We start from the raw sequence: 14,234 nt of genomic DNA, 5'->3' as shown, positions 1-14,234 counted from the left end.
GGCTTGTCGGCCTCGGCTTCGCCTTCGGCCTTCTCGTTCCCACCCGCACCACCCGTGCGGGATTCGTTGTCGGGTGCGGGTGGCCCCTGTGGGGCGTCCTCGCCGTCGGCGGCTGCGGGTTCCGGGGCGGCGGCCGACTCCGTCGGCTTGTCCTCGGTTGCCGTCGCCTCGGGAGCGGCGGCCGGTGCGGGATCGTCCTCCGCGGAGGCGGGCTCCTCCGCCGTCGGCTCCGCCTCCGGCTCGGGCTTCTCTTCCGCCGTCGGCTCCGTCGGCTCCGTCGGCTCCGTCGGCTCCGTCGGCTCCGTCGGTTCCGGCGTGACCGTCTCCGGCTCCGCCGTCACGGCTTCCGCCGTCGGCTCCGGGGCCGCCTCGGGCTTCTCCTCCGTCGGCTCCGCCGTGACCGTCTCCGGCTCCGCCGTCACGGCTTCCGCCGTCGGCTCCGGGGCCGCCTCGGGCTTCTCCTCCGTCGGCTCCGCCGTGACCGCTTCCGGCTCCGCCGTGTCCTCCGTCGGTTCCGCCGTGGCCGTCTCCGGCTCCGCCGTGACCGCTTCCGGCTCCGCCGTGTCCTCCGTCGGTTCCGCCGTGACCGCTTCCGGCTCCGCCGTCACCGCGTCGGGCTTCTGTTCCTCCGTCTTCGGCGTGGTCGCTTCCGGTTCTGTCGGGCGGGTGGGCTTGGGGACCGCGACGTTGTCGAAGGCTGCTGCCACCAGGTCGTGGATGCGGCGGGGTTCCGGGATGCGGGGGGTGGCGTCCGGGGTTGCCGTGGCCGTCGGGGGCGTCGGCTCCGTGGGCGTCGGCGGCTGTGCGGGGACCGCTGCCGGGGTCGGCTCGGCCGCCGCCGGGGTCTCTTCGGTCACCGTCGGCTCCACCGGCTCCGACGGCTTCTCCGCCGTCGTCACCTCGTGCTCCGCCGTCGGTTCCGCACCCTCTGCCTCGGCCGTGCGTCCCTTGCGTGATCGGCCGAACGCGTTCCGCAGGAGAGTGAGAATGCCCATGTGCGCAACCCTTCGCGTGAGTTGATGCCCGTAGATCCCTGGCCAGGACGGACACGTAAGGTTAGCGGCCCCGAGTGGTGATCTTGGGGAGGGGTGAGCAGGGCGGAAGCCCCGGTGTCAACACCCCCTCGGCCCCGGCGGGTTCACCCTCCGTTCATCCGGTCGCAGCGCTTCCGCATGCGCACGCCCCTACCGTCACGATCACATCAAGGGCACGCAAGGGGAGAGTAAAGTGCGCAAGCTGCTGCCGCTCATAGGGACACCGTCCGTTTCGCATCCGGGCGGGCGGTCCGCTCTGACCTGCCGGTTCCGGTGCGGTGACGCCTGTTTCCACGAGGTGCCCAACACCAGCGCCAACGCGTACGTCGGTGACGTGATCGCCGGTGCCCTCAGCCGCCGCAGCGCTCTGCGTGCCGCCGCCGTCGTCACCGTGGCCGCCGCGGCCGGGAGCGCCGGTGTCGCCGCCGCCAGGCCGGCCGCCGCCGCCACCGCGTCGTCGGCGCACCACGGCCGCGCCGCCCGCGGGCTGCGCTTCACGCCGGTCGCGCCCAACACCGCCGACCAGGTCACCGTCCCCGGCGGCTACGGGCAGAACGTCGTCATCCGCTGGGGCGAGCCCATTTTGCGCGGTGCGCCCGCTTTCGACCCGGAGCGGCAGACCGCGGCCGCGCAGGCCGGGCAGTTCGGGTACAACAACGACTTCCTCGCCCTGCTGCCGCTGCCCGGTGACCGGCACCGGCAGCTCCTCGTCGCCAACCACGAGTACACCGACGAGGTGCTCATGTTCCGCGGCTACGACCCCGAGAACCCGACCCGGCAGCAGGTCGAGGTCGCCTGGGCCGCCCACGGTCTGTCGGCCGTCGTCGTGGAGGAGGACCGCCGGAGCGGGAAGCTGACCGCCGTCCCGCGGCACCCGCTCAACCGGCGCGTCACCGCCACGACCTCCTTCCGGCTCACCGGGCCCGCCGCGGGCTCCGACCTGCTCAAGACCTCCGCCGACCCCACCGGCGCAAGGGTCCTCGGCACGCTCAACAACTGCTCCGGCGGGACCACGCCGTGGGGGACGACCCTGCACGGCGAGGAGAACTTCAACCAGTACTTCGCGCACGGCAGCCGCGCCACCGACAAGCGGTACGGGATCGGCACCGGGGCCACCGAACGCAAGTGGGAACGCTTCGACAAGCGTTTCGACCTCGCGCAGGAGCCCAACGAGGTGCACCGGTTCGGGTACGTGGTCGAGTTCGATCCGTACGACCCCTCCTCCACGCCCCGCAAGCACACCGCGCTCGGGCGGTTCAAGCATGAGGCCGCCACCGTGCGGCTCACCGAGGACGGACGGCCCGTCGTGTACACCGGTGACGACGAGCGGTTCGACTACTTCTACAAGTTCGTCGGCAGCAAGCGGATGCGGCACGGCGGCTCCCGGGCCGTGCGCGAGCACAACCTGTCGCTGCTCGACGAGGGCACGCTGTACGTCGCCAAGCTGACCGGCGACTCCCCGGCCGCGGAGTTCGACGGCACCGGGAAGCTCCCCGAGGACGGGGAGTTCGACGGCGGCGGGCAGTGGATCCCGCTGGCCACGGCCACCGCCGACGGTGCCGTCTCGCACGTGGAGGGGATGAGCGCCGAGGAGGTGTTCGTCTTCACCCGGCTCGCCGGTGACAAGGTGGGCGCGACGAAGATGGACCGCCCCGAGGACATCCAGCCCTCCCCGCACACCGGCAAGGTGTACGTCGTCCTCACCAACAACTCCAACCGCGGTAAGGCCGGCTACGCGCCCGCCGACGAGGCCAACCCCCGCAACGGCAACAAGCACGGGCACATCCTGGAGCTGACCGAGCGTCGCGGCCGGGCCGACGCCACCACCTTCGCCTGGTCGCTGTTCCTGGTCGCCGGTGACCCGGACGACGCGTCCACCTACTTCGCCGGGTTCCCCAAGGACCGGGTCAGCCCCATCTCCTGTCCGGACAACGTGGCCTTCGACCCGCACGGCAACCTGTGGATCTCCACCGACGGCAACCAGCTCGGCTCGCACGACGGCCTGTTCGGCGTGGCGACGCGGGGTGAGCGGCGCGGTGAGCTCAAGCAGTTCCTGACCGTGCCCACCGGCGCCGAGACCTGCGGTCCGCTCGTGCAGGACCGGCGGGTGCTGGTCGCCGTCCAGCATCCCGGTGAGGTCGACGGGGCGTCGGTGGAGCAGCCGGCCAGCACCTGGCCGGACGGTCCCGGGAAGATCGTCCGCCCGGCCGTCGTCGCGGTGTGGCGGGCCGACGGCGAGGACATCGGCGTCTGAGGCGTCCGAGAGTCCGAGGCGTCCGACAGGCCCACCATGACGGCACCGTCGTCCGGCGCCGTGCCTCACGCCTGGGAGAACGCGAGCGCGGCAGCGCTGCTTTCCAGCCACTCCCGGTACGCCGGGGACTGGCGCGCCGCCTCCCAGTACGCCTCCCGCAGTGCCGGGCACACCCCGTCCAGTTCCGTCTCCGTGCGGGCCGCGAGCAGCAGCCGTACGCCGAGCGGGTCGCCCCGCAGCCGGCGGACGGCCGATTCCGGGCGGGACAGGGACGTGGGCTGGCAGACGGTGACGACCTCGCCGGTCGCCACCAGGGAGGCGGCCGTGTGGTAGTCGCCGTGCAGGACGCGGGGGCTCAGCCCGGCCAGCCGCAGCATGCGGCGGACGGCGTCCCACTCGCCGTCCACCGTGGGGTCGACCATCCAGCGGTCCTCGGCCAGGTCGGCGAGGTCGACGACCGGTTTCGCGGCGGCCGGGTGGTCGGCCGGCAGCGACACGAACTGCGGTTCACGCTCGACCAGGACGCGGGTGCGCAGCCCTTCGGGGACGCGCAGCGGACAGCCCTCGACCTCGTGCACGAACGCCACGTCGAGCTGGCCGTCGGCGACCATGCGCAGCAGGGCGTTGGGGGAGACGTCCATGTGCAGGCTGGGCTCCTGACAGCGTTGCCGCAGCCGGCGCAGCCAGCCGGGCAGGGCGCGGCTGGCGGTGGAGCCGATGCGCAGGTGGGGTCCGCCGACGGCGGCGGCGCGGGCCTCGGCGACCAGGGAGCGCAGGTCGGCGACCAGGGGGCGGGCCCGGCTGAGCACCAGCCGGCCGAGCGGGGTGGGGCGGCAGCCGGTGCGGGCGCGCAGGAACAGCGCGCCGCCGAGCTCCTGTTCGATGCGGCGCAGCTGGCCGCTCAACGAGGGCTGGGACACGCCGAGATGGCGGGCGGCACGGTGCAGGCTGCCGGTGTCCGCGATGGCGCACAGCGCGCGGAGGTGCCTCACCTCGAGCTCCATGCCCACGGAGAGTAAAGCGGAAGCCAGGGTTTCACCAGGGTTTCAACTACCGGCGTAAAAGGGCTGGTTGAGCGGGGATAGGGCCGGGCTATCGCCGGTTGCCATCATCACAGGCGCCGCAGCGGCGCAGAAACTCACGGATGGCAAGTGACTCGACCCCCACCCCAGGAGTCATCGATGCGCATGCGTATGCCCCTGTCCGCCGTCACGGCGGCCACCGCGATCGCTCTCGGCCTCGGCACGCCCGGCCTGGCCGCGGCCTCCCCGGCGCCGGCCCCGCAGCAGTACCAGGGCTACACCGGCTCGGCGGCCGAGGCCAGGGCGAACCAGGCCTTCTTCGACGCGGTGGTGAAGTCCGTCGCCGCCAAGCGGGCCGCGAACCCGAGCGGCACGGCCGCCGTCACGGTGGTCTACGACCCGTCCGGCGCGCCGTCGTTCAGCGCGCAGATATCCCGGGCCGCCCAGATATGGAACAGCTCGGTGTCCAACGTCAGACTCGCGGCGGGCTCGAACGCCGACTTCGCCTACTACGAGGGCAACGACTCCCGTGGCTCGTACGCCTCCACCGACGGCCACGGCAGCGGCTACATCTTCCTCGACTACCGGCAGAACCAGCAGTACGACTCCACGCGGGTGACCGCGCACGAGACCGGGCACGTCCTCGGGCTGCCGGACCACTACTCCGGCCCGTGCAGTGAGCTGATGTCGGGCGGCGGCCCCGGCCCGTCCTGCACGAACCCCTACCCGAACGCGACCGAGCGCTCGCGCGTGAACCAGCTGTGGGCGAACGGCTTCGCCGCCGCCCTCGACAAGGCCCTGCACAAGGCCCGTTAGTCCGCTGCCGCTCTCCCCACACCCCCCACCGGGACGCGGGTCGCCCTCCTGCACAGGGCGGCCCGCGTCGCCGTTGTCCGGGGGGTCACCGGCGGTGCAGGGTGATGTCGGTGACGAGTGCGCGGTGGTCGCTGCCGGTCAGTGTCAGGAAGCGGGCCCGGGTGACGGAGAAGTCGCCGGTCAGCAGCACGTGGTCGATCTGCACGCCGAAGACGGGCGTGGTCCGGGACGGCCAGCTCGGGGCGCGGTCGTGCCCGGCCAGCCGGGCGGCGTCGTACAGGCCGGTGTCGAGGATGCGGCGGAAGGCGGCGTGGTCCTGGGAGGCGTTGAAGTCGCCGGCGATGATCGTCGGCGTGCCCCGGCCGGCCGCGGCGAAGTCGCGCAGCCGCTCCAGCTCGCGGCGCCACGGCCCGAGGCCACTCGGCACCGGCGGCATGGGGTGAGCGAGCTGCAGTCGTACGGCGTGACCGTGGACGTCGGCGACCGCGCCGGGCATGCCCATGGCGGCGGGCACGCCGGGGGCGGGCTCGAGCGGGAAGCGGCTGAGGATGACGGAGCCCTGCGAGCCGGCGCCGTCCACGGACTGCCGGTAGGGGTAGGCGCCGGCGAGTTCCCGGCGCAGTGCGATGTCGCACCGCCGGTTGTCGCACTCCTGCACGAACACCACGTCCGGCCGCTGCTGCCGCACGGCCGCGAGCAGGGCGTCGGTGGCCCGGCCGAACTGTGTGTTCGAGGTCAGGACGCGGAAGGAGGCGACGGCCGGCCCCGAGGGCTCGCTGTCCTTGCCGTACGGCTCGACGAACCAGGCGAGCAGCGCCAGCACGACCACGCCCCACACCACACCCACCCACCACCGGCCCAGCAGCGCCAGCAGCAGCCCGGTGCCGGTCGGCACCAGCAGCCACGGCAGAAAGGCCAGCAGCTGGGGCACGGGCGTGACGGCGTCGGTGTCGGCGATCCGGCACCCGACCAGGACACTCACTCCGGCCAGCAGCAGCCCCGCGAACCAGGCGCTCATCCGCCGCCCCGAACCGCCGGCGCGAAGACGCCTGGCGGCGCCGGTGTCCAGGTCACTGGAAGACGCGCACGACCTCGATGCGCCCCACGATGTGCGCGTTGAACTCGTCCAGCTCCTCGGCAGGCACCCACAGCTCCAGGATCGTCTCTCCACCGGCCTGACGCACGGGGTAGCGCGCGAGAAACGCGCTGTCCACCGCGAACCGGGTCACATATCCGGAACCGGAGGCCGGCACGTTCCAGTCCCGGGCGATGCGGACGGCGTACTCCTCGTTCAGCACCGGGTAGAAGATCGGCTGCTCGGGCAGCCGCGGCGGCCACGCCGTCCACCCGGACGCCTCGACCAGGGCGAGCTCATCGGGGCCGGTGGGGCGGTAAAGGATCGTCGTGCCGGTCATGAGGGTGACGGTAGTGGCCGTCCCGGGAGCCCTGCCAGCGGTTTCCGTCCTCAGACGGCGGCCGGGACGTCCACCTTCGCCAGGAACGCGGCCAGCGCCGCGTTGAACTCCTCCGGGCGTTCCAGGTTGGGCAGGTGGGCCGCGTGGTCGATCACCACCAAGGTGGAGTCGGGGAGGGCGGCGTGCATGGCCTCGGCGTCGGCGACCGGCGTGTACGTGTCGTCGGCGCCGACCACCACCAGCGCCGGCACGGCCACCCGGGTCAGCAGGGCCCGGTAGTCGGGACGTTCGGCACGGCCGCGCAGGGCAGCGGCGGCGCCCTCGGGCGGTGCGGACGTCATCATGCGGTGCACGTGCCCCTTGACGGCCTCGTCCGCGTACGGGGCGACCATCTTCTCCAGCACCTCGTCGGCGTATCCGCGCATGCCTTCGCGCAGCAGACGGTCGGCCATCGCGTTGCGCGCCACCTTGCCCTCCGCGCTCTCCGCCGCCGGGAACGTGTCGGCGAGGACCAGGCCGCGCACCCGGTCACCGAAGCGGTCGTAGCACTCCATGGCGATCTGGCCGCCCATGGACAGCCCCGCCAGGACGAAGCCGTCCACCGCCAGCTCGTCCAGCAGCGCCTCGATGTCCCGCGCGAAGACGGACAGCGGTGTGCTGCCGGGCACGACCGGGGAGGCGCCGTAACCGCGCAGGTCGGGGACGATCACCCGGCGGTCGGACGCGAAGGCGGCGGCCTGCGGGGCCCACATCGTGCGGTCGAAGGGATGACCGTGGACGAGGACCAGGGGCAGCCGCGAGGAGGGCGCGCCGTGGTCCTCGTGGGCGAGGAAGGGAGGCATGGCAGCGACCCTAGGAGCGGCCGACTGCTCGGGGCAATAAAATCTTTGCCCTCGGTGCAATGACGGGAGAGGCGGCATGCAGGACTACCGGCGGATCGCCGACCGTATCGCTGCCGACATCACCGCGGGACGGCTGAGCCCGGGCCGGCGGTTTCCGCCCCAGCGGGCGTTCGCCCGCCGCCACGGAATCGCCGCGTCCACCGCGGAACGGGTGTACGGCGAACTGGTCCGGCGTGGACTGGTGGTGGGCGAGGTCGGCCGGGGCACGTTCGTCCGGGCCGCCCCCGAGGCGCCCGGCGGCCGCGCGCTCGCCGAGCAGGCCACCGCCGCGCCGGTCAACCTGGAACTCAACTACCCGGTCGCCGACGGCCAGGCAGACCTGCTCGCCCCCGCTCTCACCGCCCTGATGCACCCCGGCGCGCTCACCGAGGCGCTGCGTCCGGCCGCCGCCGACGGCACCGCCGAGGCCCGCGCGGCCGCCGCCGACCTGCTCGCCGTGCCCGGCTGGCGGCCCGACCCGGGGCAGGTGCTCTTCACCGGCAACGCCCGCCAGGCCATCGCCGCCGCGCTGGTCTCCCTGGTCCCGCCGGGCGGCCGCGCGGGCGTCGAGGAATTGACGTACCCGCTGGTCAAAGACATCGCGGCGGGCTTGGGCCGCACCCTCGTCCCCTTGTCCACCGACACGCTGGGCGTGCGCCCGGACGCGATCGCCGCCGCGCACCGCTCGACTCCCCTGGCGGCGCTCTACCTCCAGCCGACGCTGCACAACCCGACGTCCGTCAGCATGAGCGGCGAACGCCGCGAGCAGGTGGCCGACGTGATCACCGATCTGCGCCTTCCGGTGATCGAGGACCGGATCTGGTCCTTCCTCCGCCCCGCCCTGCCGCTGGCCGCGCACGCGCCCGAGCTGGTGCACCTCGTCGACGGGCTGTCCAAGCGGGTCGCCCCCGGCCTGACCGCCGGCTTCCTCGTCGTCCCGCCCGGCCGGGTCGCCGCCGTGGCCGACGCGGTGCGCGCGGGCGGCTGGAGCGCGGGGCGCTTCGCGCTCCAGGCGGCGGTGCAGTGGGCCGGGGACGGGACGGTGACCCGCCTCGTCGCGGCCAAGCGGGCGGAGGCGGCACGGCGGCAGCAACTGGTGCGGCGGGAACTGGCGGGGTTCACGGTACGGGCGGATCCGCGGGCGTGTTACGCCTGGTGGGAGCTGCCGGCGCCGTGGCGCGCGGACACCTTCACGGCGGCGGCCGCGGCGCACGGCATCGCCGTCACCCCGGGCACGGCCTTCGCGGTGGCGTCCCGCACGACCCCGAACACGGTCCGCCTCGGCCTGGCGTCATCCCCGGAACCCGATTTGCTGAGGGCACTGAGGGTCTTGGCGGAGGTGGCTCGAGGGGGCCCGAAGGAGAAGGGCTGAGCCCCCGGCGTTGGGCGGTGCACGTCGATTTTGTGCGGGCCGGGGGTGGGACGCACAGCCCGGCGCTGACGGGGCGCCGCCCGCGCCCACCCGTGCCGCCCTGGGGGTCCCCCCTGCTCGAAGGGCTTGGGGGAGGCACGCATGCCCGCGGCTTGGCAGGACCGGACTGCCCGCCCGCGGCCGCGTGGGTTGGCTGGACGAGCCGTCCATCCGCAGCCGCGCGGGTTGGCGCCTGCCCCCGTGTGGCGGCTCGACGCCAAGCCGACGACGGCCGGCACCCGCCGACGGCGGGAAGGGGACGGGGTGGGGGGTGTCCGCCCGCAGCGGCCGGCACCGGGCAAGGGTGCCCTCGTCGCGGACGGGCGGCCGGACCGAGGACGGACACCCCCCACCCCGGCCCCGACCCACAACGCACCGCAGGCGCTACCGCAACCGGCCACCGGACAGCAACGGGCCGCCGCAGGCACCAAAAGGGGCGCGGGGCTGTATTCGACATGCGGCTCCGCCGCGTGGGCGCGACCAGCCACAACGCACCCGCAGACGAACCGAAGAACCACTCACACCGGCGGAGCCACCGGCTCGGCCACCGCCGCCACCCCCCGCCGCCTCCGCCCCGCCCGGGCCAGCAGCCACGTCAGCCCCGCCACCGTCAGCCCCAACGTCAGCAGCATCCACGACGCCGTACGCAACGTCTCCGTCAGCGCGTCGTACACCGCCCCCGCCGCCTGCGCGGAGACCTCCGCCGGCAACCCCCGCAACGTCATCCGCCGCACCACCGCCACCGCACCCCCGAGCAGCGCCCCGCCCATCGCCGTGCCCAGGGCCGTCGCGGTCAGCGCCCGCCGCCGGCAGGCGGCGAGGCCGATCCCGGCGGCGGCCAGAGCGACGGCCGCGACGGGCAGCCAGAACCCCGCGACTTCCAGCACGTCATAACCCTTCCGCAGCCGCGACAGATCCTCCGCCGGCAACAGGGCGACCTCCGTGTGCCGCACGGGGATCCGCGCGGCGAGCGGCACATGGTCCTCGGCGAGCTGCCGCTTGACCTGCGCGGTGACCGGCGCGAGGTCGACGGTCACCGCCCGGTCGTCGTCCGCCCGCAGCGCCCGCAGCACGGCGTCGTGGGCGGACCGGTTCGCCGTGTCCCAGGCGGCACGGAACGCCACGGTCTGCGTGAACGACCGCACCGCGTCGTGCACGAACGGCCCCATCGCGCCCTGGGCCGTCCCTGTGTCGACCTGCCGCAGGATGCCCTCGCCGACGGAGTCGGCGATCTGCCCCTGCACGGCGGGATCACCGGCCAGCGGCGCCATCGTGGCGACATACCGCCCGGTGTCGGTCAGGCCGTACGCCGCCCACGCCGCCAGCGCGCCGAGCGGCACCAGCAGGCAGGACAGGACTATGAGGACGGCCGACAGAGCGGTCCGCAGACGTCGGGACGACACGCAATCAAGGCAACGCGCCCGGCGTGCGCGCCGCCAGCGGGCGTGGGCCGTACGGGTGGCCCGCGGCAACTCGGGACGGCGCCTGGAGCTGGGCATTCCGCTCCCCGGTGGAGGGTTCACCCGAACGGGTGTTTCCTGGTGCTTGCGGACGTTTCCGTTACGGGGGAGAAGGAAGCGCCGCGTGCGGTTCGTCCGAGTCCTCTCCGGACGCCAGGAACGGGGTTCCGGCGCCCGGTGAGTGGAGGGATGAGGGAAACGTGGGCCCCGGTGCAACACACCGGGGCCCACGTGCGCGCGCAGGACGCGGCGCCTGCGGCGGCCTCACCGGATGCGGTGGCCCTCCGCGTCCTCCCGTGTGTAGTAGCGGTAGAAGAACACGAGGTAGATGGCCGCCCCGGTGATCAGCCCCAGGGCCACGGACCGCATGATGCTGTCGCCGGTCTGGCTGTACAGGAAACCGATGGCGAGGCCGGCGAAGGCCGATTTCACGCCCGAGTGCAATTCGCGCATGAGCCGCGGGGCGAAGAGGGCGACGCCGATGCACAGCACGATGAACGCGACCGCGGTGACGAAGCCGAACAGCAGGTTCCAGCCCGTGACGGGCCCGCCGTCGCGCCGGTTGGCCGCGGCCCAGTAGCCGTAGACGAGCCCGAGGACGACGGGGATGCCGTACCTCGCCAGGGTGTGCGTCCGTTCGCTGAGGACGTCGGGCAGTCCGTTGGGCGCCCGGCGGGCGCCGAGCGAGCCGAGGCGGGTGCCGATCGAGCCGCGCGTACGGCCGCTCCCGGGCGCGGGTGCCGCATGAGCCATGAGAGCGCTCCTCTCTCTCCTCGCCCCCACCTTCCAGAGCACACCTGGCGGGGACCACCGGCAAGTCGACGTGTGCCCCCGTGGCGGACGCTGATGCGAGCCGCGCGGGCCCATGTTTCGCTGGGGTGCGTGAGCGGCGGCACGGACAGCGAGCACCCGGACGGCGCGGGCCTGCACGGCGGCGGCACGGACAGCGAGCACCCGGACGGCGCGGGCCTGCACGGCGGCGGCACGGACAGCGAGCACCCGGCAGGCATGCACAGCGGCGCCACGGACAGCCCCGGCCCGGACCGTCATGCCCGCTTCCCTCGCACCGGGCGCCGCCGGGACGTCGTGCACCGCCACCAGCTCCTGCAGATCCGCGGCCGCAGCGTGGCCTGGCTGCCGCTGCTGCTGCTGCTCGCGGCGATCGCCGTCGTCGACATCAACACGCCCGGCGAGTTCCGCATCGTCTCCTGGATCGTGCTGGTGCCCGGCATCGCCGCGGCGATCTGCGGGGTGTGGGGCACGGCCGCCTTCGCGGTGCTCGCGGTCATCACCTACGTCGTCGTGGACGGCGCCTGGCCGAACCGGTACCAGGCCGGTCTGGCGGACTTCGTCCTCGTCACCGTCGGCGGTGTCCTCGCCACGCTGGCCTGCGCGGTCCGGGTGCGCGACGAGCGGCGGATGCTGCACATGATGCAGATCGCCGACACCACCCGCCGTACCGTGCTGCGCCCGCTGCCCCCGCACTGGGGCGGCCTCGACCACGCCGCCGTCTACCTCGCCGCGGACACCGACGCCCGGATGGGCGGCGACTTCTACGACATCCAGCCCGGCCCGCACGGCACCCGGGTGCTGCTCGGCGACGTACAGGGCAAGGGGCTCGGCGCGGTGGAGGCGGCGGCCGCGCTGCTGGGCACGTTCCGGGAGGCGGCGTACCACGAGCCGGACCTGCTGACGGTCGCCCGGCACCTGGAGACCCGCATGGTGCGCCACCGCGGGCACACGGCCGCCCTCGGCCGCGCCGACGCCGACCGCTTCGCCACGGCCGTCCTGCTCGACTTCCCGCCCGAGGCGCCCGACGCCGTCGACCTGGTCCTCTTCGGCCATGAGCCGCCGCTCGCGGTGGGCCCCGCGGGCGTACGGCCGCTGCCGGAGGGCGACGGGCTCCCGCTCGGCCTCGGCGACCTCACCGGCGCCCCGCCCCGCGCGCGCCGTGTGCCGCTGTCCCCCGACGAGACGCTGCTGCTGGTCACCGACGGGGTGACCGAGGCCCGGGACGACACCGGCTGCTTCTACCCGCCGGCCGAGGACGTGGCCCGCACCGTCCGGGCCGACCCCCGCACCGCCGAGCCGGACCGCCTGGTCACCCATGTCCGCGACGCGACCCTGCACCACTGCGGGGGCCGCCTCGACGACGACACGACGGTCTTCGCCGTGCACCGCCGACGCTGACCGCACCCCGGACGGGTCGCCGGACACGAGTGGCTGACCGCCTACCGAATCCGGGCCTCCACCCCGGTACCGACCGGCGTTGCACGCGGCCGAAGTCCGGCCGCCGCACCCCCTTCCCGGTCGCCTCGCCCGTCACCGGCCAGGTCCTCGCTGCCGTCCCCCGGTCCCCCTTTGCACCCGCAGCCGTTACGGTGCTGCCGTACGTGATCCACCACAGTCGTCAGGGGGGAGTGGCCGATGGCCGGAACCGCGCTGCTGCTCGCGGCCTCGCCGGTGGGGCGGGGATGTCTGGTGGACGCGGCCTCCGTGCTCCCCGTCCTGGCCGCCGTGCCGCCCGCCGTGCTCGCCGGAACGGACACCGCGAACGTCGTCGAACTCGCCGACCCGCTGGAGCCGCAGGCCGTGCTGACCCGGCTGCGGGCCGCCGCGGCCGCGCCCGGGCCGCTGACGGTGTTCGTCACCGGGCAGCTCCAGCTGGACCGGCGTCAGCGCCTGCCCCATCTGGCGCTGGCCCGCACCACCGCGGCCAGCGTGCGCTACACCGCCTTCCCCTGGCACTGGTTCCGTGAGGAGCTGCGGCTGCGGGCCGGCGGCAGCACCACCCTCGTGGTCGATCTGCACGCAGAAGCCGAGTGCTGGCAGTGGCTGCGCAGCTCGCCGCTCGACTCGGGCCGCGGCACCGCCGTTTACGGTCGCATCGCACCGCCGCCCGGCCGGCGCAGCGTGGCGGCACCCGCGTACATGAAGGCCGTCGCGACGATCCTGCGCAGCGGGCGGCGGCCGCCGCTGCCGCAGCTGCACGAGCAGGCGCTGGCCCGGATCGCCGCGGACGGTTCCCCGCACGACCTGGTGCTGAGCGCGCCCGGACCGGCCCCCACCGACCCGCACGTGGCGCTCAGCACCGCCGTGCGCGAAGGACGGCACGCCGACGCCGACGCGCTCGCCGCGCAGTGGGAACAGGCCGCCCGGCGGGCCCACGGCCCCGGCTCCGACGAGGCGCTGCACTGGACGGAGGTCCGCGCCGACCTCGCGATGTTCGCCGGGGACCCGGTGCGCAGCTGCCGGACCTGGCTCGCCGTCGCCGTGGCGCGGCTAGCCGCCGGGCAGGCACCCGACGCGCCCGCGGTGGAGGCCGCGGTGGACCGCGCGCACCACCAGTGGGCGTCGATCCGCGACGCGGACCGGGCGCGGGACCTCGGAGCGGCGCTCGCCGAGGTGCGGGGCCGGGTGCCGGGACGGCGGGAGGGCGCACTGGATCATGTTCTGGGCCAGCTGCGGCAGTTGGACGGCCGCCCCCAGTCGCCTACCCGGGTGTGAGCGGCCGCGCACACCGAGTGCGCGAGGTCCGTCCAAGGTCTCCCTTCACCACCTGAGCCGGTGTCATGATGAGGCACATGGCTGAGGGGGACGCAGTGGCCGGGGCGGGCGTGCGGGTCAGTTTGGACGCGAGCGCGAGCAGAACCGACGCGGGAGCGCTTCAGGCGTGGCTGGAACAGGAACAGCCGCTCCAGGACCTGGTGCGCCGGGGAACGCTGCACATCGAGGTGCGGCCCAGCACGGACGCGGCCGAGGAGCACATGGGCTCCGTGTGGGAGATCGCTCTCCGCATCGCCGGGGACGTCACCACGGTCGCCGCGCTGGCCGAGTACACCGCGCGTGCAGTCAGGGTCTGGCAGGCCAACCGCCGGCGCGTCGAGGACGGCGAACCGCCGAGGACACGGGTCGAGCCACTGGACTCCGACGAGGACTAG

The 14,234-nt window shown here is 74.2% G+C and carries 12 protein-coding genes and 1 pseudogene; 6 read left to right on the top strand and 7 right to left on the bottom strand.

The features are described from left to right. Window positions 1–995, bottom strand: a pseudogene (locus AB0J12_RS17835) (Toxic cation resistance protein); the annotation flags it as partial. A gap of 232 nt (window positions 996–1,227) precedes the next feature. On the opposite strand from AB0J12_RS17835, the gene AB0J12_RS17830 reads away from it, so the two are divergent. After that, on the top strand, window positions 1,228–3,288 hold the full coding sequence (locus AB0J12_RS17830) for a PhoX family protein (RefSeq protein ID WP_363265233.1): 2,061 nt from the start codon (window positions 1,228–1,230) through the stop codon (window positions 3,286–3,288). 65 nt (window positions 3,289–3,353) lie between these two features. On the opposite strand, the gene AB0J12_RS17825 is transcribed toward AB0J12_RS17830, so the two are convergent. Further along, entirely contained in the window at window positions 3,354–4,292 is a 939-nt protein-coding gene (locus tag AB0J12_RS17825) for a LysR family transcriptional regulator (protein ID WP_363265232.1), read from the bottom strand. A 177-nt stretch (window positions 4,293–4,469) separates the two neighbouring features. Here AB0J12_RS17825 and snpA point away from each other — a divergent pair, with 177 nt between their 5' ends. Next, window positions 4,470–5,126, top strand: coding sequence for a snapalysin (gene snpA, locus AB0J12_RS17820; protein WP_363265231.1), 657 nt, complete (start codon window positions 4,470–4,472; stop codon window positions 5,124–5,126). 85 nt (window positions 5,127–5,211) lie between these two features. Here snpA and AB0J12_RS17815 read toward each other — a convergent pair whose 3' ends face one another. From AB0J12_RS17815 to AB0J12_RS17805, 3 genes are read right to left on the bottom strand one after another with little or no spacing between them, the layout of a single operon-like run. After that, on the bottom strand, window positions 5,212–6,144 hold the full coding sequence (locus AB0J12_RS17815; RefSeq protein ID WP_363265230.1) for an endonuclease/exonuclease/phosphatase family protein: 933 nt from the start codon (window positions 6,142–6,144) through the stop codon (window positions 5,212–5,214). 52 nt (window positions 6,145–6,196) lie between these two features. After that, on the bottom strand, window positions 6,197–6,541 hold the full coding sequence (locus AB0J12_RS17810) for a hypothetical protein (RefSeq protein WP_363265229.1): 345 nt from the start codon (window positions 6,539–6,541) through the stop codon (window positions 6,197–6,199). 50 nt (window positions 6,542–6,591) lie between these two features. After that, window positions 6,592–7,383: an alpha/beta hydrolase gene (locus tag AB0J12_RS17805; protein WP_363265228.1), complete on the bottom strand. Its 792-nt coding sequence runs from the start codon at window positions 7,381–7,383 to the stop codon at window positions 6,592–6,594. A 76-nt stretch (window positions 7,384–7,459) separates the two neighbouring features. On the opposite strand from AB0J12_RS17805, the gene AB0J12_RS17800 reads away from it, so the two are divergent. Continuing rightward, complete coding sequence (locus AB0J12_RS17800) at window positions 7,460–8,794, top strand: PLP-dependent aminotransferase family protein (protein ID WP_363265227.1); 1,335 nt, start codon at window positions 7,460–7,462, stop codon at window positions 8,792–8,794. 557 nt (window positions 8,795–9,351) lie between these two features. On the opposite strand, the gene AB0J12_RS17795 is transcribed toward AB0J12_RS17800, so the two are convergent. After that, window positions 9,352–10,236 (bottom strand): hypothetical protein, encoded by an 885-nt coding sequence (locus AB0J12_RS17795; RefSeq protein WP_363265226.1) that lies wholly within the window; start codon window positions 10,234–10,236, stop codon window positions 9,352–9,354. 321 nt (window positions 10,237–10,557) lie between these two features. Continuing rightward, a complete protein-coding gene (locus AB0J12_RS17790) occupies window positions 10,558–11,046 on the bottom strand; it encodes a hypothetical protein (RefSeq protein ID WP_363265225.1) in 489 nt (162 codons plus the stop codon). 129 nt (window positions 11,047–11,175) lie between these two features. On the opposite strand from AB0J12_RS17790, the gene AB0J12_RS17785 reads away from it, so the two are divergent. The 3 genes from AB0J12_RS17785 (at window position 11,176) to AB0J12_RS17775 (ending at window position 14,234) form a co-directional block, all read left to right on the top strand. Next, on the top strand, window positions 11,176–12,483 hold the full coding sequence (locus tag AB0J12_RS17785) for a PP2C family protein-serine/threonine phosphatase (RefSeq protein ID WP_363265224.1): 1,308 nt from the start codon (window positions 11,176–11,178) through the stop codon (window positions 12,481–12,483). A gap of 237 nt (window positions 12,484–12,720) precedes the next feature. Further along, window positions 12,721–13,800, top strand: a complete 1,080-nt coding sequence (locus tag AB0J12_RS17780; protein WP_363265223.1) for a hypothetical protein — start codon at window positions 12,721–12,723, stop codon at window positions 13,798–13,800. A 77-nt stretch (window positions 13,801–13,877) separates the two neighbouring features. Further along, the gene (locus tag AB0J12_RS17775) at window positions 13,878–14,234 is read left to right on the top strand and encodes a hypothetical protein (protein ID WP_363265222.1); all 357 of its coding nucleotides are present in this window, start codon (window positions 13,878–13,880) and stop codon (window positions 14,232–14,234) included.

Source organism: Streptomyces sp. NPDC049915 (genome assembly GCF_040656475.1).
GTDB lineage: Bacteria > Actinomycetota > Actinomycetes > Streptomycetales > Streptomycetaceae > Streptomyces.
The sequence above is the reverse complement of the archived record's forward strand: the minus strand, read 5'-3'. Positions and strand labels throughout refer to the sequence as shown.